Source organism: Ensifer sp. GW823-FHT05D09, from assembly GCF_058795755.1.
The window spans coordinates 720,513-738,319 of the sequence record NZ_JBXAIA010000002.1 but is presented as its reverse complement, the minus strand read 5'-3'; the positions used below and the strand labels follow the sequence as shown (position 1 = coordinate 738,319).

The 17,807-nt window shown below is 63.2% G+C and carries 18 protein-coding genes; 12 read left to right on the top strand and 6 right to left on the bottom strand.

The features are described from left to right. Positions 1 to 5 precede the first annotated feature (5 nt). From AC1Q80_RS09310 to AC1Q80_RS09295, 4 genes are all read left to right on the top strand, one after another. Positions 6 to 1,289 (top strand): beta-ketoacyl-ACP synthase, encoded by a 1,284-nt coding sequence (locus AC1Q80_RS09310; protein WP_173420258.1) that lies wholly within the window; start codon positions 6 to 8, stop codon positions 1,287 to 1,289. Between the two features lie 158 nt (positions 1,290 to 1,447). Further along, positions 1,448 to 2,476, top strand: coding sequence for a zinc-binding dehydrogenase (locus AC1Q80_RS09305; RefSeq protein WP_173420257.1), 1,029 nt, complete (start codon positions 1,448 to 1,450; stop codon positions 2,474 to 2,476). Positions 2,477 to 2,487: 11 nt separating this feature from the next. Then, complete coding sequence (locus AC1Q80_RS09300) at positions 2,488 to 3,417, top strand: lipid A biosynthesis lauroyl acyltransferase (protein ID WP_173421031.1); 930 nt, start codon at positions 2,488 to 2,490, stop codon at positions 3,415 to 3,417. A gap of 340 nt (positions 3,418 to 3,757) precedes the next feature. Further along, entirely contained in the window at positions 3,758 to 4,465 is a 708-nt protein-coding gene (locus tag AC1Q80_RS09295) for a PAS domain-containing protein (RefSeq protein ID WP_492360222.1), read from the top strand. A 155-nt stretch (positions 4,466 to 4,620) separates the two neighbouring features. Here the strand turns inward: AC1Q80_RS09295 and AC1Q80_RS09290 are convergent, their stop codons facing one another. Further along, positions 4,621 to 5,280, bottom strand: coding sequence for a hemerythrin domain-containing protein (locus AC1Q80_RS09290; RefSeq protein WP_492360221.1), 660 nt, complete (start codon positions 5,278 to 5,280; stop codon positions 4,621 to 4,623). A gap of 54 nt (positions 5,281 to 5,334) precedes the next feature. Here AC1Q80_RS09290 and ccoN point away from each other — a divergent pair, with 54 nt between their 5' ends. Genes ccoN through ccoP form a run of 4 tightly spaced genes read left to right on the top strand, consistent with a single transcriptional unit; the run spans position 5,335 to position 8,735 of the window. Next, a complete protein-coding gene (gene ccoN, locus AC1Q80_RS09285; protein ID WP_173420254.1) occupies positions 5,335 to 6,957 on the top strand; it encodes a cytochrome-c oxidase, cbb3-type subunit I in 1,623 nt (540 codons plus the stop codon). 13 nt (positions 6,958 to 6,970) lie between these two features. Next, positions 6,971 to 7,702, top strand: coding sequence for a cytochrome-c oxidase, cbb3-type subunit II (gene ccoO / locus AC1Q80_RS09280; RefSeq protein ID WP_209791369.1), 732 nt, complete (start codon positions 6,971 to 6,973; stop codon positions 7,700 to 7,702). A gap of 13 nt (positions 7,703 to 7,715) precedes the next feature. Then, entirely contained in the window at positions 7,716 to 7,868 is a 153-nt protein-coding gene (locus AC1Q80_RS09275) for a cbb3-type cytochrome c oxidase subunit 3 (RefSeq protein WP_077503813.1), read from the top strand. Positions 7,869 to 7,871: 3 nt separating this feature from the next. Next, positions 7,872 to 8,735, top strand: a complete 864-nt coding sequence (gene ccoP / locus AC1Q80_RS09270; protein WP_492360220.1) for a cytochrome-c oxidase, cbb3-type subunit III — start codon at positions 7,872 to 7,874, stop codon at positions 8,733 to 8,735. Between the two features lie 243 nt (positions 8,736 to 8,978). Here the strand turns inward: ccoP and AC1Q80_RS09265 are convergent, their stop codons facing one another. The 5 genes from AC1Q80_RS09265 to AC1Q80_RS09245 all read right to left on the bottom strand — a co-directional run bounded on the left by AC1Q80_RS09265 (position 8,979) and on the right by AC1Q80_RS09245 (position 13,108). After that, the gene (locus AC1Q80_RS09265; RefSeq protein WP_209791367.1) at positions 8,979 to 9,875 is read right to left on the bottom strand and encodes a hypothetical protein; all 897 of its coding nucleotides are present in this window, start codon (positions 9,873 to 9,875) and stop codon (positions 8,979 to 8,981) included. Between the two features lie 127 nt (positions 9,876 to 10,002). Further along, positions 10,003 to 10,356: a VOC family protein gene (locus tag AC1Q80_RS09260; protein WP_209791366.1), complete on the bottom strand. Its 354-nt coding sequence runs from the start codon at positions 10,354 to 10,356 to the stop codon at positions 10,003 to 10,005. Then, positions 10,349 to 10,771: an SRPBCC family protein gene (locus AC1Q80_RS09255; RefSeq protein WP_492360219.1), complete on the bottom strand. Its 423-nt coding sequence runs from the start codon at positions 10,769 to 10,771 to the stop codon at positions 10,349 to 10,351. Before AC1Q80_RS09255 ends, AC1Q80_RS09260 begins: the two co-directional genes overlap by 8 nt. An 80-nt stretch (positions 10,772 to 10,851) precedes the next feature. Further along, complete coding sequence (locus AC1Q80_RS09250; protein ID WP_492360218.1) at positions 10,852 to 11,640, bottom strand: helix-turn-helix domain-containing protein; 789 nt, start codon at positions 11,638 to 11,640, stop codon at positions 10,852 to 10,854. A 49-nt stretch (positions 11,641 to 11,689) separates the two neighbouring features. Then, entirely contained in the window at positions 11,690 to 13,108 is a 1,419-nt protein-coding gene (locus AC1Q80_RS09245) for an alanine/glycine:cation symporter family protein (RefSeq protein WP_492360217.1), read from the bottom strand. Positions 13,109 to 13,296: 188 nt separating this feature from the next. On the opposite strand from AC1Q80_RS09245, the gene ccoG reads away from it, so the two are divergent. Genes ccoG through ccoS form a run of 4 tightly spaced genes read left to right on the top strand, consistent with a single transcriptional unit; the run spans position 13,297 to position 17,805 of the window. Next, complete coding sequence (ccoG, locus tag AC1Q80_RS09240) at positions 13,297 to 14,871, top strand: cytochrome c oxidase accessory protein CcoG (protein WP_173420246.1); 1,575 nt, start codon at positions 13,297 to 13,299, stop codon at positions 14,869 to 14,871. Beyond that, positions 14,868 to 15,365: a FixH family protein gene (locus AC1Q80_RS09235; RefSeq protein WP_492360216.1), complete on the top strand. Its 498-nt coding sequence runs from the start codon at positions 14,868 to 14,870 to the stop codon at positions 15,363 to 15,365. The genes ccoG and AC1Q80_RS09235 overlap by 4 nt, the downstream gene beginning before the upstream one ends. After that, complete coding sequence (locus tag AC1Q80_RS09230; protein ID WP_492360215.1) at positions 15,362 to 17,650, top strand: cation-translocating P-type ATPase; 2,289 nt, start codon at positions 15,362 to 15,364, stop codon at positions 17,648 to 17,650. The genes AC1Q80_RS09235 and AC1Q80_RS09230 overlap by 4 nt, the downstream gene beginning before the upstream one ends. Further along, positions 17,647 to 17,805 carry a cbb3-type cytochrome oxidase assembly protein CcoS gene (gene ccoS / locus AC1Q80_RS09225; RefSeq protein ID WP_077503804.1) on the top strand — a complete coding sequence of 53 codons (159 nt, stop codon included), beginning with the start codon at positions 17,647 to 17,649 and terminating at the stop codon, positions 17,803 to 17,805. Before AC1Q80_RS09230 ends, ccoS begins: the two co-directional genes overlap by 4 nt. The last annotated feature ends 2 nt before the right edge of the window (positions 17,806 to 17,807 follow it).

Genomic DNA, 17,807 nt, shown 5'->3' with positions numbered 1-17,807 from the left:
GATTGATGAGCAATGCTTACAAGGATCATCTCGGTCGTCCGATCGTCGCCGTCACCGGCATGGGCGTCATCACCTCGCTCGGCCAGGGGCTCGAGGACAACTGGGCGGCGCTGACCGGCGGCGCCTCCGGCATCCGCAAGATAACCCGTTTCCCGACGGAGGGTCTCAATACCCGCATCTCCGGCATGGTCGACTTCATCGAGGTGCCGGTGGCCAATTCGGTCGAGCGCTCCTATGCCATGGCCCGCGAGACCACGCTCGAGGCGCTGGCGCAGGCCGGCCTGTCCGGCGATTTCAACGGCCCGCTGTTTCTCGCCGCTCCGCCAATCGAGCCGGAATGGAGCGCGCGTTTCGAACTCGCCGACCGTTCGCCGCCGTCGACCCAGCCGGGCGATGCCTATAACCGTTTCCTGACGGCGATGCGCGAAAAGGCCGATCCCGCGTTCCATGAAGCCGTGCTGTTCGGCGCGATTTCGGAGCGTCTTGCCGATCGGTTCGGCACCCGCGGCCTGCCGGTGACGCTGTCGACGGCCTGTGCTTCTGGTGCAACGGCGATCCAGCTCGGCGTCGAAGCCATTCGCCAGGGCCGCACCGATCGCGCGCTGACGGTCGCGACCGACGGATCCGTCAGCGCCGAGGCGCTCATCCGCTTTGCTCTTCTGTCGGCGCTGTCGACCCAGAACGACCCGCCGGAAAAGGCGTCCAAGCCCTTCACCAAGGATCGTGACGGCTTCGTCATTGCCGAGGGTGCTGCAACCCTGGTGCTGGAATCGCTGGAAGCGGCCGTCGCCCGCGGCGCCCGCGTCTACGGTATCCTGAAGGGCTGCGGCGAAAAGGCCGATCTCTTCCACCGCACGCGCTCCTCGCCCGATGGTGGCCCGGCGATCGCGACGATCCGCGCGGCTCTTGCCGACGCCGGCATCGACGAAGGCGGCATCGGCTACATCAACGCCCACGGCACCTCGACGCCGGAAAACGACAAGATGGAATATCTGTCGATGTCGGCCGTCTTCGGCGAGCATCTGCCCTCGATCCCGGTCTCGTCGAACAAGTCGATGATCGGCCACACCTTGACGGCTGCAGGTGCTGTCGAGGCGGTGTTCTCGATCCAGACGATGCTGACCGGCACCTTGCCGCCGACGATCAACTACCAGAATCCCGACCCGGCCATCGTGCTCGACGTCGTGCCGAACGTGAAGCGCAGCCAGCAGGTTTCTGCCGTGCTGTCGAACTCGTTCGGCTTTGGCGGACAGAACGCCAGCCTTGTCATGACCGCCGAGCCGGCCTAAGCCGACGGCGACAGCGCTGCGTGCCGGGTTTGGTGCGCAGCGGACGCTGTAATGCATTAGACCTGCTGCACGGTTTTCCCTTCAACCGGACCCGGTTTGAGGGAACAAGCAGCGGAACCTTCACGACGAAATGATGCCGCCAAGGCAGAGGAAAGATCATGCGCGCCCTGCAACTGCTCGATGACCGCAAGCTCGAAATCACCGACGTTCCCGAGCCGGAAGCGCCAGGCCCTGGCGAAGTCACGCTTCGGGTCAAGGCCGTCGCGCTCAACCACATCGACGTGTGGGGCTGGCGCGGCATGGCGTTTGCCAAGCGCAAGATGCCGCTCGTCATCGGCGCCGAGGCAGCCGGTGTCGTCGACGCCATCGGCCCGGGTGTTTCGAGCGTGCTTCCCGGCCAGCTCGTGTCGATCTATGGCGCGCGCACCTGCGGCCTCTGCCGCCCGTGCCGCGAAGGCCGCGACAACCTCTGCGAACATGTCGGCGGCGTGCACGGCTTCCACCTCGACGGCTTCGCGCAGGAGAAGATCAATCTTCCTGCCCGCCTGCTGGTGCCGGCACCTCCGGGTATCGACGCCGTTGCGGCAGCACTTGCACCGGTGACCTTCGGCACGGTCGAGCACATGCTGTTCGACAATGCCAAGCTTGAGCCGGGCGAAACCATTCTCGTCCATGCCGGCGGTTCCGGCATCGGCTCGGCGGCGATCCAGCTTGCCAAGAAGATCGGCTGCACCGTCATCACCACCGTCGGCTCCGACGACAAGATCGAGAAGGCCAAGGCGCTCGGCGCCGATCACGTCATCAACTACCGCACCGACCGCTTCGAAGGTGTGGTGCGCAAGCTCACCAAGAAGAAGGGCGTCGACGTCGTGTTCGAACACGTCGGCAAGGACACCTGGGCCGGCTCCATGCTCTGCATGAAGCGGGGAGGCCGCCTGGTCACCTGCGGCTCGACGTCCGGCGTGTCGACCGACATGAACCTGATGATGCTGTTCCAGCAGCAGTTGAAGCTGCTCGGCTCCTTCGGCTGCCGCATGGAAAACATGGCCAACGCCATGCAGAAGATGGCGCGTGGCCTGGTGCATCCGGTCATCGACACCGAGGTCGGCTTCGACGAGATCGACCGGGCTCTGGAGCGCATGGAATCGCGCCAGATCTTCGGCAAGATCATCCTGAAGATGGATTGATCCACGTGCGCATGCTGATCACACGGCTGGTTCTGGCGGCGGATCATTTCCGGCAGTGGCTGATTGCGCAATTCGTCTTTCTACTTCTGACGATCCTGAAATTGTTTCCGGCCGACGGCGCGATCCGCTTCATGGATCGCGTCGCGCGCTTCATCGGCCCGAAGACCGGCCGGCACAAGCTGACGCTGACCAATCTGCGCAACGCCTTTCCCGAAAAGAGCGAAGCCGAGATCGAAGCGATCGCCATGGAGAGCTGGGGCAATATGGGCCGCATGGCGGCCGAATATGTCTTCCTCGACCGGCTGTTCGATTTCGACCCCGAGGCGACCACGCCCGGCCGTGTCGAAGTCTCCGGCGTTCCGCTGTTCCTTGAACTGCGCGACAATCCGCGCCCCTTTATCGTCTTTACCGCTCACAGCGGCAACTTCGAGATGCTGCCCGTCGCGGGCTCCGCCTTCGGGCTTGAAGTGACGGTTCTTTTCCGCCCGCCAAACAACCCTTACGTCGCCGAAAAGGTCTTCGAGTTCCGCAAGCAGCGCATGGGCAATCTCGTGCCGTCGCATGCGGGCTCATCCTTTGCGCTGGCGCGTCAGCTTGAGCGGGGCAACGGCGTCGGCGTGCTCGTCGACCAGAAGTTCCGCAAGGGCCTGAAGACCAAGTTCTTCGGGCAGGATGTGCAGACCAACCCGCTGCTGGCCAAGCTCGTGCGCCAGTTCAACTGCGAGGTCTATCCCGCCCGCTGCATCCGGCTGCCCGGCAACCGTTTCCGGCTGGAGCTGGAACCGGCGATCGACATCCCGCGCAAGGCCGATGGCGCCGTCGACGTCAACGCCACCGCGCAGGTGCTCAACGACAAGGTCGAAAGCTGGGTTCGGGAATATCCCGGCCAATGGCTGTGGTACCATGATCGCTGGCACATCAAGCGCCATCTCAAGGACTGATTCTCCTTGAAGGCGAAGAAGTGTTGCGCTCGCGCGGTTGCAACGCTGGATTCCAAGTCGGCTTTCTACCTCTGACGCCGGAAAACGGCGCCTTTGCGGTTGTGAAAACGTTTGCAGGCGGCAAGCTTTCCTTTCAGATGTTGAACGGCGCAGCAATGAGTGTAAACTCACCGTTGTGTCGCGGGGGACAGACTGCAAGCGCTTTGGGTAGCCAAAGACGCGCGGTTTTCGCGACAGGTGTGAGGGAGGCGTCAAAACCCGGATCAGCGTCTACACCATCAAAGCCTGTCGTTTTAGTGCATCGGCGCGGCCTCGGCCGTGGGGGAATTGGGGTTTCGAATTGAACGCACTGATTGAGCTGTTCTGGTTCAAGTATTCACAGCTGCAGTATGCCGTACGTACGGCAGACGAGCATCTGATCGGACTTCTGGATCGCGAACTCGATCCGATTTTGAAGTCGGTCTATGATGAGAAGGCAGTGAGCGTCGAGGATGCCCGCCTGCAGTTCCAGTTTCTGATCGATATTCTGCGTGTCGAGGCCGACGACATTTCTTGCGTGCTGCGCCACTCGCAGCTGCTGCAGTCGCTGATCAATCGCTATTTCGCCGCCAAAGGCGCGGTCAACGCCGCCGAGTTGCGCCTGGAGCGCGCGCCTGCGCCGCATAAGGGGCGGGCCGACGAGGGGCTCCTCAACGAAGCGATCCTCGACAGCTTTCCGGACCGCATTGCGGTCATCACGCCGGACTATCGGTATCTCTATACCAATCCGCTCAATGCCAACCATCTCGAGAGCCGCCCGATGGATCTCATCGGCCGGCACATCGTCGAGTTCATCGGCATCCAGCGCTTTGAGTTGCGGGTGAAGAACTATCTGGATCGCTGTTTTTCCGGCGAGGTGGTCGACTACACCTTCGCCAAGACCGTCGATGCGCGAACGGTCGTCGTGCGATGCAAGCTGACGCCATGCATGTCGAGCACCGGCAGGCTCATCGGCGCGATCCTGGTGATCCAGGAACATGCGGACCGCCGCCGCGCGATCGCCGCCTGAGGATATCGTCGGCTCGGTTGCGAAACCGCGGCGCCGCCCCAGGCGCCCCGCACCGAACTTGGCGCACGGCCAGTGCGACGCCTTGAACGGGCAGAATCAATTCATCCCCGGATCGTGTTCGACCCAGGGAATCAGGCAGCGGGGCTGCGGCGCCTTCAGTTGATGTCGGCGTGGACGACGTCCGAACTGGCCGGAAGCAGCGTGCGAAGACATTCCTGCTCGAAACCGATGTGCCTGCGCAGATTTGTGAAGAAACCACGCAGCATGTAGCCTGCAGTCTCCGCATTCACGCTGTCATCGGCTGCACCGAGCTTCACCAACATCTCCGTCAGTTCCTCGGCAAAGCACTCATCCTCGCAGTGCTCGTATTTCAGCCGCGCGAGCGTGGCTGATATCGAAGGGTCGTCGCCGCAGTTCTGCTCGACCCAGCGGAACACCGCACTTTCTTCGCCGGAATGCAGTTCGCGGATCAGCGGTTCCAGCATCTTGGCGGCGTAGGCGCATTTTTGCCGGTCGATTTCGGCCGGCAGGCTGTCGGCGATTTCCTCCAGGCTGTTGCAGAGCGCAAGCTGCTCCTGATGCGCGCGCGCCAGCCAGGCCCGCGGTTCGCCCGAAAGGGCAGGGCGTGGCGGCAAACCGGTCCATGGCCTGATCCGGCCGTTGTCATTCGTTCTCTTCATGCTGTTCTGACGCCAACTCCTATGGCGCTCCCTCATTGTTTCCTGAGGGTGATGCAAGTCGGCGTGGCTGGCCTTGATCTGAATCAAGGTGCAGGCGCCCCGATTCTGACAGGTTCCGGCAAGCTGCGCTGCCATGCCATCTCTCGGTGTGCGCACGCGTCTGCATCGGATAAAGTTGGGGACCCAACCATGAAATACACTTTCGAGACGATCCTGCTCGGGATCGGTGCATTCCTGGCGCTGCTAGGCGCCGGGTTTGCCCAGGACCGGCAGTTTGAAGCCCATATGTGGGTGCTGTTCTTCGTGCTGCTCGGTGGCACCATTGTCATGCTGCGACGCCTCGATTTCAGCACGGCATCCGCAGGCAAGGCGGCCGCGCCGCTGTCGGAATATTCCGACGACGTGGTGAAGTATGGCGTCATCGCCACCGTCTTCTGGGGCGTCGTCGGCTTCCTCGTGGGCGTTGTGGTTGCGCTCCAACTGGCCTTTCCGGACCTCAACATCGAGCCGTGGTTCAACTTCGGCCGCATGCGGCCGCTGCACACCTCGGCGGTGATCTTCGCCTTCGGCGGCAACGCGCTGATCGCGACCTCGTTCTACATTGTCCAGCGCACCAGTCGCGCCCGCCTGTTCGGCGGCAATCTCGCCTGGTTCGTGTTCTGGGGCTATCAGTTGTTCATCGTCATGGCTGCCACCGGCTATCTGCTGGGCATCACCCAGTCGAAGGAATATGCCGAGCCGGAATGGTATGTCGACCTGTGGCTGACGATCGTCTGGGTTGCCTATCTCGCGGTGTTCATGGGCACGCTGCTCAGGCGCAAGGAGCCACATATCTACGTGGCGAACTGGTTCTACCTCGCCTTCATCGTCACCATCGCGATGCTGCACATCGTCAATAACCTGGCGGTCCCGGTGTCCTTCCTCGGCTCCAAGAGCTACTCGGCCTTTGCAGGCGTGCAGGACGCGCTGACGCAATGGTGGTACGGCCATAACGCCGTCGGCTTCTTCCTGACGGCCGGCTTCCTCGGCATGATGTATTACTTCATCCCGAAGCAGGCCAATCGCCCTGTCTATTCCTACCGCCTGTCGATCATCCACTTCTGGTCGCTGATCTTCATGTACATCTGGGCCGGCCCGCACCACCTGCACTATACGGCTCTGCCGGATTGGGCGCAGACGCTCGGCATGGTCTTTTCCATCATGCTGTGGATGCCCTCCTGGGGCGGCATGATCAACGGCCTGATGACGCTTTCGGGCGCCTGGGACAAGATCCGCACCGACCCGATCATCCGCATGATGGTCATGGCCGTCGCGTTCTACGGCATGGCGACCTTCGAAGGTCCGATGATGTCGATCAAGACCGTCAACTCGCTCAGCCACTACACCGACTGGACCATCGGCCACGTGCATTCGGGCGCGCTCGGCTGGAACGGACTGATCACCTTCGGCGCGATCTACTATCTCACACCGAAGCTGTGGAACCGCGAGCGCCTTTATAGCGTGCGCATGGTCAACTGGCACTTCTGGCTCGCCACGCTCGGCATCGTCGTCTACGCCGCCGTCATGTGGGTTGCCGGTATCCAGCAGGGCCTGATGTGGCGCGAATACGACGACCAGGGCTTCCTCGTCTATTCCTTCGCGGAATCGGTCGCGGCCATGCTGCCCTACTACGTGCTGCGTGCACTGGGCGGTGCCCTGTTCCTCGCCGGCGCTCTGCTCATGGCCTTCAACGTAACAATGACCATCCTCGGCCGCGTGCGCGACGAAGCTCCGATCTTCGGTTCGACGCCCGTGCTCAAGGCTGCGGAATAGGAGGGCATAGACCATGTCCATTCTCGACAAACACGCCACCCTGGAACGCAACGGAACGCTGTTGCTCGTTGGTTCGCTGCTCGTCGTCTCGATCGGCGGCATCGTTGAAATCGCGCCGCTGTTCTATCTCGAAAACACCATCGAGAAGGTCGAAGGCATGCGGCCCTATTCGCCGCTGGAGCTCGCAGGACGCGACATCTACATTCGCGAAGGCTGCTACGTCTGTCACAGCCAGATGATTCGTCCGTTCCGCGACGAGGTGGAGCGCTACGGCCACTATTCGCTGGCGGCGGAATCCATGTACGACCATCCGTTCCAGTGGGGATCGAAGCGCACAGGGCCGGATCTGGCCCGCGTCGGCGACCGCTACTCCAACGAGTGGCACGTGCAGCACTTGATCGAGCCGCGCTCGGTGGTACCGGAATCGGTGATGCCGAGCTACGCCTTCCTCAAGGCGACGCCGCTCGATGTGCGCAACGTCGCCGGCCAGCTGAAGGCCAACAGGGCCGTCGGCGTGCCGTATTCGGACGAAATGGTGGAGAACGCCGCCGCCGACATCAAGGCGCAGGCCGACCCGAATGCGGATACGTCAGGCATCGAGGCGCGCTACCCCAAGGCCAAGCTCGGGGATTTCGACGGCGATCCGCAGAGGCTGACGGAGATGGATGCGCTTGTCGCCTATCTCCAGATGCTCGGCACGCTCGTCGACTTCTCGACCTATGACGACACCACCGGCTATCGCTAAGGGAGATACGCACATGGAAACCTACACGGCCATGCGCCAATTCGCCGACAGTTGGGCACTGCTCGGCATGGTGATCTTCTTCCTGGGCGTCGTCGCCTTCATCTTCCGGCCAGGCGCCAAGCAGGCCGCCGAACGGGCCGCAGCCATACCTCTGAAGGAGGATTGATCCATGGCGGACAAACATGTCGACGAGATCAGCGGCGTCGAAACAACCGGCCACGCATGGGACGGTATCCGCGAACTCAACAACCCGATGCCGCGCTGGTGGGTCTACACCTTCTACGCCACCATCGTCTGGGCAATTGGCTATATGGTCGTCTATCCGGCGGTGCCGCTTCTGACCGATGCGACCAAGGGCGTCATCGGCTACTCCAGCCGCGCGGAGCTCAGCGTCGAGCTTTCTGATGCCAAGGCGGCTCAGGCCGGCAACCTGGAAAAGATCGCGGCAAGTTCGCTCGATCAGATCATCGCCGACCCGCAGCTTCACCAGTTCGCGGTGGCAGCCGGCGCCTCGGCCTTCAAGGTCAATTGCGCGCAGTGCCACGGTTCGGGTGCTGCCGGCTCGGCCGGGTTCCCCAACCTCAACGATGACGATTGGTTGTGGGGCGGCAAGCCGGAGGAGATCTACCAGACGGTGGCGCATGGCATTCGCTATACTGGCGACGACGACACGCGCGTCTCCGAAATGCCGTCCTTTACCGAGATCCTCAAGCCGGAGGAAATCAAGCAGACGGCAGCCTATGTCGTCAGCCTCACCGGCACGCCTTCGGATGCGGCAATGGTTGAGCCGGGCAAGGCGCTGTTCGAGGCCAATTGCGCCTCCTGCCACGGCGCCGACGCCAAGGGCAACCGCGAGTTCGGCGCGCCCGATCTTGCCGATGCGCTCTGGCTCAACGGTTCGAGCGAGCAGGCAATCGCCGCGCAGATGAAGGCACCCAAGCACGGCGTCATGCCCGCCTGGCTGCCGCGCCTCGGCGACACCACGGTCAAGCAGCTTGCGGTGTTCGTGCATTCGCTGGGTGGGGGCGAGTAAGGGAACGCCGGCGGTTGGCGTGAGGTTTTGCCCTCACTGTCCTGCCGGACATCTCTCCCCGCCAGCGGGGAGAGAGCCGCTGGAAGCGATACTCTCGCCCAACCTCAACGTTGATGATTGGCGCGGCCGGTGAGGCTGGCTGCCTTCGCCCCGCGTGCGGGGAGAAGGTGCCGTCAGGCGGATGAGGGGCGGCACCCATCTTTGAGTTACAGGAAGTGGCCGCGTCGAAAGACGCGGCCTTTGTCATTCGAGCGCTGCAGCGATGGTGGCGCCGACGACGACGCTGGAAAGGGCAGCACCCAGAATGAGCGGCGCGCTGACCGGCCGGCGCACGACGGTGCCGAAATTGAACAGGTTCATCGGCAGGAGGTGAAAGCCGTTGCCCTCGGGCTTGCTGCGCGGCGCTTCCATGAAGCATTCGTCGTCGAACCAGATCCAGTCGTCGCGCCAGGTCCAGCAGCCGTTGTCGCGATAGACGGCAGCGACCTCCTCGGCAAAGGCCTTGTCGGCCGGCAGCCTGATATAGTTGACCGGCTTGCGGCTGAAATACTGCATCGCCATCGGCATCGACCGCTCGGTGCAATAGTTCGACATCCACAGCTTGAAGCCGATCTCGTCGCGCAGCCGGTCGAGCACGCGAAACACCTGCACATGATCCTCGTGGCCATATTCGCCCCAGGGATTGTGGGTGAAGACGTTCATGTCGGGCTTCAGCAGCGGCAGCAGCGTGCGGTAGAGCGTTTCGTAGTTGTCGCGATAGGCCTGGGCGATCGGTCGCGTCGAGTGGCGGAAGCTGCCGGGCATGAATTGCGACAGCGACTTTTTGACCACCCGCTTGGCCTCGCGGCGTGTCCCTTCGGTGCCGAATTCCATGCCATAGGGGCCGGGCTTCGGGTTCGTCCAGTCGGCGCAGTCGAACGAGCCGGTCTCTTCCATCTCGAGGAAACGGATATTGCCGCGCGGATAGGCCTTGATCGCGGCAACGCGCGCGTCGCCCATCTGCGGCTCGGACCAGATGTCGCGGTAGAGGATGATGACCTCGTCGACCTTCTTCAGGATCGAGGTGAACCACAAAAGCTCGTCGTCGGGATGGGCGCCGATGATGACTGAATTGCGCAGAAACTCGTGCTCGTCTGACATTGCCCAGCGCCCTTTGCCGCTTTTCGTTTTCGCGCACAATCTTGGGCTGCAAAGATTAAGTCGGCGTAAAATCTCAAGACGTGAGCGCCGGCTGTCCACAGTGGAATGAAGCCGGCGCCTTTGCCCGCTATTGCGCCGACCAGACCGCCAGCTCGTAGCCGTCAGGGTCGGCGAAGTGGAAGCGCCGGCCACCGGGGAAGGGGAAGATCGGCTGCAGGATTTTTCCGCCGGCAGCCTCGATGTTCGTCAAGGCATCTTCCAACTTGTCGGCATAGATGATGATCAGCGGCCCGCCTGATCTGACCGGGCCTGTCGTGGTAAAACCGCCGGTCAACCGGCCGTCCTGGAACTCGCAATATTGCGGGCCGTAATCGGTGAAGGTCCAGCCGAAGGCGCCGCCATAGAACGCCTTGCTTGCGGCGATGTCGGAGACGTTGAACTCGACATAGTCGATGCGGCGGTCATTGCCCTTGTTACCCATGATGTGTCCTGTCGTTTTCAGATTCCAGAATTGACTTCAGCGCGGCCAGATCCTTTGCCACCCATTCGGCATCGCCGGCGAATTGTTCATCGCTCATATCGGCCTGCCGCAGCAGCGTGAACATCACCTCGGCACCATCGCCGTTCGGCACGACGCGCAGGGCGTTCTGCACCTTCAGGCCGTTTTCAAGCGTCACCAGATGGTCGACGACGCCGAAGGCGTTGTCTGGCGCAAAGCGCACGCGCGCATTGCCGAGCGGTCCCGGAGCGATCCAGTCGTCACCGTCGCGCGTGAGGCCGGACGACAGGCCCGATGCCCAGAGCGGCATCTTTTCCGGCTTTGCCATGAAAGCGTAGACGTCGCGCCAGTCGCGCTCGATGGAGATGTGGATGATGTTCGCTGCCAGTGTCGTCATGCGCTCGCTCACCTTGCGTTTGCTGCTGCAATCAAGGGGATAGCACTGCACGGCGTTGCCGTCTTGAACGAAACGGCCAGTCAGCTCGAGAGTTGATGCCGGATTTCTCGTGGCGACAGCGAGGTCAGCTCCCGGCTCTCGCGGGTCAGGTGGGCCTGGTCGGCATAGCCGGTATCAAGCGCAAGTGTGGACAGGCTCGCCTGCGTATTGCTTCGGCACGTCGAGAGAAAGCGTTGAAGGCGGAGGATGCGGTCGAGCGTCTTGGCGCCGTAGCCGAAGTGTTCGTGACAACGGCGGCGCAGCGTGCGCTCGCTGGTTCCCGTTGCCTGCGCCAGCAACCGGATCGGGTTATCCGACGACGTAGGGTGCCCCTTTCGCAGGTGCGCGAGGCAGGCGGCGATGTCACCAGGCGGGGCAGCAATGATCGGCAGCCTTTGTTCTGCCGCTTGTGCAAGGATGATGGTCCGCGCTGCCACGCTTTCGGCTTCGACCATTTTCAGATGGAGTTCGCGGGCCGCGGCACCCCAGAAGGTTTCGAGCGGTACGACAGTGCCGGTCAGCCCGGAGAGCGGCGCACGCAGAAAGGCGGCTGCAATGCCGGTGCGAAAGCGCAAGCCCACCACGGTCTCGCCTGGGTCGATGGCCGGAAAGGCCGCAACCCGGTCTGGCCCGGCGACGACGAGACCCCGGCTCGACCAGATGATATCGGCGCAACCGTCGGGAACGACAGCCATGGGTTGGCGCGGCCCCTCCGGTATGGCGTGGCTCCAGAGGCATTCGACATGGATGGCAAGCGAGGCAGGTGCGGCGCGCTCGCGGTAGACGCCGCAGCGCTTGGCAAGCGTCATGGGCTGAAGCGTACCGTGCATGCCTTGCTCTCCGTCAGCGTCGAAGTCCCGTTGCCGGTCTCGTTCCGCCCTAGTCGCGCGACCAGATCTCGCTGTCGATCTGCCCCTGCAGTTCCGGGTAGTCTGCGGCGTGGAACACCGGTTCGACACCCTGTCTGCGCTGGGCGAAATAGTCCTTCGTCAGCTTGGCAATGGTACCGGACAGGAGCAGAATGGCAATGAGGTTGATCGTTGCCATCAGGCCCATGGAGGCGTCGGCAGCGTCGAACACTGTGGCGATGCTCTCATAGGCGCCCCAGACGACCATGGCGAGAACGGCGCAGCGCATGAGGGTCACGCCGAGCCGGTTGGCGCCACCGAGATAGGTCAGCGCGTTCTCCGCGTAGGAATAGTTGCCGATGATCGAGGTGAAGGCGAAGAAGAAGATCGCGATTGCAATGAAATAGCTGCCCGCCCAGCCGATATGGGCGTTCATCGCCGCCTGGGTGAGTTGCGTACCGGTGACGCCGGAGCCGGGCTCAAGCGTGCCGGAGAGCAGGATCATCACCGATGTCGCGGTGCAGATCAGGATGGTGTCGATAAAGACGCCGAGCGACTGCACGAAGCCTTGCGAGGCGGGGTGATGCGGAACCGGGGTGGCGACGGCTGCGATGTTAGGCGCCGAGCCCATGCCGGCTTCGTTGGAGAAAAGGCCACGCTTGACGCCGTTCATCATCGCGGCGGTCACCCCGCCGGCGACGCCGCCTGCCGCTTCCTGCAGGCCGAAGGCGCTGGAGACGATCGTCCACAGCACTGTCGGGACCAGCGAGGCGTTGACGATCAGCACGTAGACCGCCGTCAGCAGATAGGCGCCGGCCATGAACGGCACGACGATTTCGGCGACGCGGGCAATCTGGCGGATGCCGCCGAAGATGACGATGCCCGAGAGTGCGGCAACGGCGATGCCGACCACGATCTTCGGAATGCCGAAGGCGCCCTGGACCGCATCGGCGATCGAATTCGCCTGGACCGCATTGAAGACGAGACCGAAGGACAGGATGAGGCAGACGGAGAAGATCGTCGCTGCCCACGGGGCATTGAGGCCACGGGCGATATAGAAGGCAGGACCACCGCGATACTGGCCGTTCTCGTTCTTGACCTTGTAGAGCTGGGCAAGCGCGCTTTCCGCATAGGCGGTCGCCATGCCGACGAGGGCGACCATCCACATCCAGAACGTGGCGCCCGGTCCGCCGAGATAGAGCGCGACGGCAACGCCGGCGAGATTGCCGGTACCGACGCGCGAAGCGAGGCTGACGGTCAGCGCCTGGAACGGACTGATGCCGGCCGCATCCTTCGAGCCGCCGCTGCTGAGCACACGGAACATCTCGCCGAAATGCACGATCTGGGGAAAGCCGAGCCGGATGGTGAAATAGATACCGACGGCGAGAAGGCCATAAATCAGGACATAGCCCCAAAAGATCGTGTTCAGAAAGCCGATGATCGTGTCCATGCGGTCCTCGTTGGTTTGGCTAGATGTCGTGGTGTGGCAAGTGCCATCAGGTCGTGCGGCATCGGGGCCGGACGTTTCGACGCATGCGGTCGCTTTAGCCCGCAAACTTGACACAGATCAACGTTTCGGGCGGGCAAATCGGGCAAAACAGCGTTCAATACGCGATATATTCGGGGATTTCCCACACCATGCAGCCTCAATCCGCCACAAACGCCCCCATCGTCGAACGCCACGAGGCCGAGGCGGTCAACGCGGCGCATGTGCGCAAGCCACTCTACGAAAAGCGCAAGAAGATCTTCCCGAAGCGCGCCGAGGGACGATTCCGCCAGTTCAAATGGCTGGTGATGCTGGTAACGCTCGGTATCTACTATCTGACGCCCTGGATCCGCTGGGACCGCGGCGAACATGCCCCCGACCAGGCGGTGCTCGTCGATATCGCTGCCCGCCGGTTCTACTTCTTCTTCATCGAGATCTGGCCGCAGGAATTCTTCTTCGTCGCCGGACTTCTTGTCATGGCGGGCTTCGGCCTCTTCCTGGTGACATCGGCCGTCGGGCGCGCCTGGTGCGGCTATACCTGTCCGCAAACGGTCTGGGTCGATCTGTTCCTCGTTGTCGAGCGCTATATCGAGGGCGACCGCAACGCCCGCATGAAGCTCGACGCAGGGCCGTGGACAATGGCCAAGATCACCAAGCGGGTGACGAAACATTCGATCTGGATCCTGATCGGTATCGCCACCGGCGGCGCGTGGATCTTCTACTTCGCCGATGCGCCTGCATTGCTGAAGAGCTTCGTCTCGCTGGAAGCGCCTGCGGTCGCCTATATGACCGTCGCCATCCTGACGGCCACGACCTATGTCTTCGGCGGGCTGATGCGTGAGCAGGTCTGCACCTATATGTGCCCATGGCCGCGTATCCAGGCGGCCATGCTCGATGAAAACTCGCTCGTCGTCACCTATAACGACTGGCGCGGCGAACCGCGGTCGCGCCACCAGAAGAAGGCGGCAGCCGCAGGCGAGAGCGTCGGCGATTGCGTCGATTGCAATGCCTGTGTGGTCGTCTGTCCGATGGGTATCGACATCCGCGACGGCCAGCAGCTCGAATGCATCACCTGCGCGCTCTGCATCGACGCCTGCGACAACGTCATGGACAAGCTCGGTCGCGAGCGCGGGCTGATCGCTTATGCGACGCTCAGCGACTATGCCTCCAACATGGCGCTTGCCACCAATGGTGGCACGACGGCAATCGAGCCTGCCCGGGTGCGCGATGCCGACGGCACGTTCGTCGACAAGGTCAAGCATTTCAACTGGAAGATCGTCTTCCGGCCACGCGTGCTGGTCTATCTCGGTGTGTGGACGCTTGTCGGCATCGGCCTGCTCTATGCGCTGCTTGCGCGTGACCGACTCGAACTCAACGTCCTGCACGATCGCAACCCGCAATTCGTGCTCGAATCGGATGGATCGGTTCGCAATGGCTACATGGTCAAGCTCTTGAACATGATCCCCGAACAGCGCACGATCACGCTCACCATCGACGGCATGCCTTCGGCGATGATGCGCATCGCCGGCCACGCTCCGGGCGACGGCCGCAGCTTTGCCGTCGGCGTCGATCCGGACAAGGTGACGGCGCTGAAGGTGTTCGTAACCGTGCCGAAAGAAAAACTCGGCGAAGCGGAAGACGGCTTCAGCCTGATCGTGGAGGATCCGTCGAGCCATGAACGCGACGTCTACAAGGCCAACTTCAACACACCGGGAGCCGCGAAATGACCGCTGACCAAGGCAGGCAACCCCGCGTCTTCACCGGATGGCACATGCTCGGCGTGATGGTGCTGTTCTTCGGCACCATCATCACCGTCAACCTGATCATGGCCTGGAATGCCAGCCATAGCTGGAGCGGGCTGGTCGTTCAGAACACCTATGTCGCCAGCCAGCAGTTCAACGGTAAGGTCAAGGAGGCGCGCGCCTTTGCGGCAAGCGGCCTGGACGGCAAGCTGAGCCTTGAGCCGGGCGCCGTGCGTTACACGCTGACGCGCCAGGGCAAGGCCGAAACCTCGGCTGACAAAGTGGTCGCCGTGTTCAAGCGTCCGGTCGAGGAGCACGAGGACGTGCGGGTCGAGATGGCGCATCAAGGCGAGGGCGTCTTCGTCGCCGCGACCGATCTGAAACGCGGCCAGTGGATCGCCGACATCACCGCGACGTCAGGCGACAAAGTCGTCTACCGCCAGGCCATTCGCTTCATCGCGCCGGGAGAGCGCCCATGAGCTGCTGTGCTGCCGGCGCCGAAACCGCGCTGGAGATCGACAGATCAGGGCAGGGACTGCCCAGCTCCGAAGAGCTTTGGCTGACCAGCCGGGCGCTTGGCGGTGGCCTGCGCCAGACGGACCTCAGCGTGCCCGGTATCCACTGCGGCGCCTGCATCACCACGATCGAATCCGCGCTGAAGATCCGGCCGGAGGTTGAGCGCGCTCGCGTCAACCTTTCCTCGCGCCGGGTATCGGTCGTCTGGAAGGAAGACGTTGCCGGCACGCGTACCGATCCGCGCGTACTGGCGCGCGCGATCCGCGAGCGCGGTTACGAGACGCATCTGTTTGCCCCCGGTGAGGAAGACGGCGACACGCATCTGAAACAGCTGGTGCGGGCCGTGGCCGTCGCCGGTTTCGCCTCGACCAACATCATGCTGCTCTCGGTCTCGGTCTGGTCCGGTGCCGAGGCTGCAACACGCGATCTCTTTCATTGGATTTCGGCGCTGATCGCCGCGCCGACCCTGATCTATGCCGGCCGGTTCTTCTATTCCTCCGCCTGGAACGCGCTGAAGCACGGCCGCACCAACATGGACGTGCCGATCGCGCTGGCGATCACGCTGTCCTACGGCATCTCGCTCTACGAGACGATCACCCACGGTACCCATGCCTGGTTCGACGGCACGGTGATGCTCCTGTTCTTCCTGCTCATCGGCCGCACGCTCGACCACATGATGCGTGGCCGCGCCCGCTCGGCGATCAGCAGCCTGGCGCGCCTGTCGCCCCGTGGCGCGATGGTTGTCGATGCCGATGGCTCTCGCGAGTATCGGCCGGTCGACGAGATCAAGCCGGGCGAACGGCTGGCGATTGCGGCCGGCGAACGCATCCCTGTTGATGGAAGGATCCTCGTCGGCTCGAGCGACCTCGACCGGTCGATCGTCAACGGCGAAAGCGCACCGGCGCCTGTCCATATCGGCGACACCGTCGAGGCCGGTACGCTCAACCTGACCGGGCCACTGACGATCGAGGCCACGGCCGCTGCGCGCGACTCGCTGCTGGCCGAGATCATGGGGTTGATGGAGGCCGCCGAAGGGGGAAGGGCGCGTTACCGCCGTATCGCCGATCGCGCTGCGCAATACTATTCGCCGGCGGTGCATCTGCTGGCGTTCCTGAGTTTTACCGGCTGGATGTTCATCGATGGCGATTTCCATCATGCCATGCTGGTGGCCGTCGCCGTCCTGATCATCACCTGCCCCTGCGCCCTCGGGCTGGCGGTGCCTGTGGTGCAGGTGATCGCCGCAGGCCGGCTCTTCCAGAACGGCGTCATGGTCAAGGATGGCTCCGCCATGGAGCGGCTTGCGGAGATCGACACTGTACTGTTCGACAAGACCGGTACGCTGACGGCGGGCGAACCGCGCCTGACCAATGGCGCCGAGATCAAGCCGACGGTGCTTGCGACTGCCGCCGGCCTTGCCGTGCATTCGCGCCACCCGCTGGCCATGGCCATCCATGACGCGGCGCCGATCGCGCCGGTTCTTTCCGGCGATATCCGCGAGATCCCGGGTGCCGGCATCGAGGCGCAGACGTCCGAAGGCCTCTATCGCCTTGGCAGTCGCGCCTTTGCCTGCGGCGACGCCGGCGAGGCGAGCGGCCAGTCGGAGGTGATCCTGTCGCTCGACGGACGCGAGCTTGCCTGCTTCCGCTTCGAAGACCGGCTGCGGCCACTGGCGCGTGAAAGCGTCGACAAGCTGACCCGCCTGGGGTTTGCGACCGGCGTTCTCTCCGGTGACCGTGAACCTGTTGTCGCGGCACTTGCCCGCAGGCTGGGTATTATCAGCTGGCGTTCGGAACTGTCGCCGCGCGGCAAGGTCGAGGAATGCGCGGCTGCAGCCGAGGGCGGCCACCGGGTGCTGATGGTCGGCGACGGCATCAACGATGCACCGGCGCTGCGCGCCGCGCATGTGTCGATGGCGCCGGCAACGGCTGCCGATGTCGGCCGTCAGGCCGCGGATTTCGTCTTCCTGCACCAGGGTCTCGACGCCGTGCCGATGGCGATCGACACGTCGCGCCGCGCCGGCCGACTGATCCGCCAGAACTTCGCGCTGGCGATCGGTTACAACATCATCGCCGTTCCGATCGCCATCATGGGTTATGCGACGCCGCTGATTGCCGCCGTTGCCATGTCGACCTCGTCGGTGATCGTGGTTGCCAATGCGCTGCGGCTGCGTGCAGCCAGCGTCAAGAAGACCGAGGCCGCCGAAAGGTCGGCGCCGACACCGCTGGACGCGATTGGGACCGCCTCATGAACACGCTGATCTATCTCATTCCGATCGCATTGTTCTTAGGGGGGCTCGGTCTCGTCGCCTTCCTCTGGGCGTTGAAGAGCGGCCAGTACGAAGACCTTGAAGGCGCCTCCTGGCGCGTGCTCGACGATGGCGACGGAAAGCCCGAAAAGGAGTGATT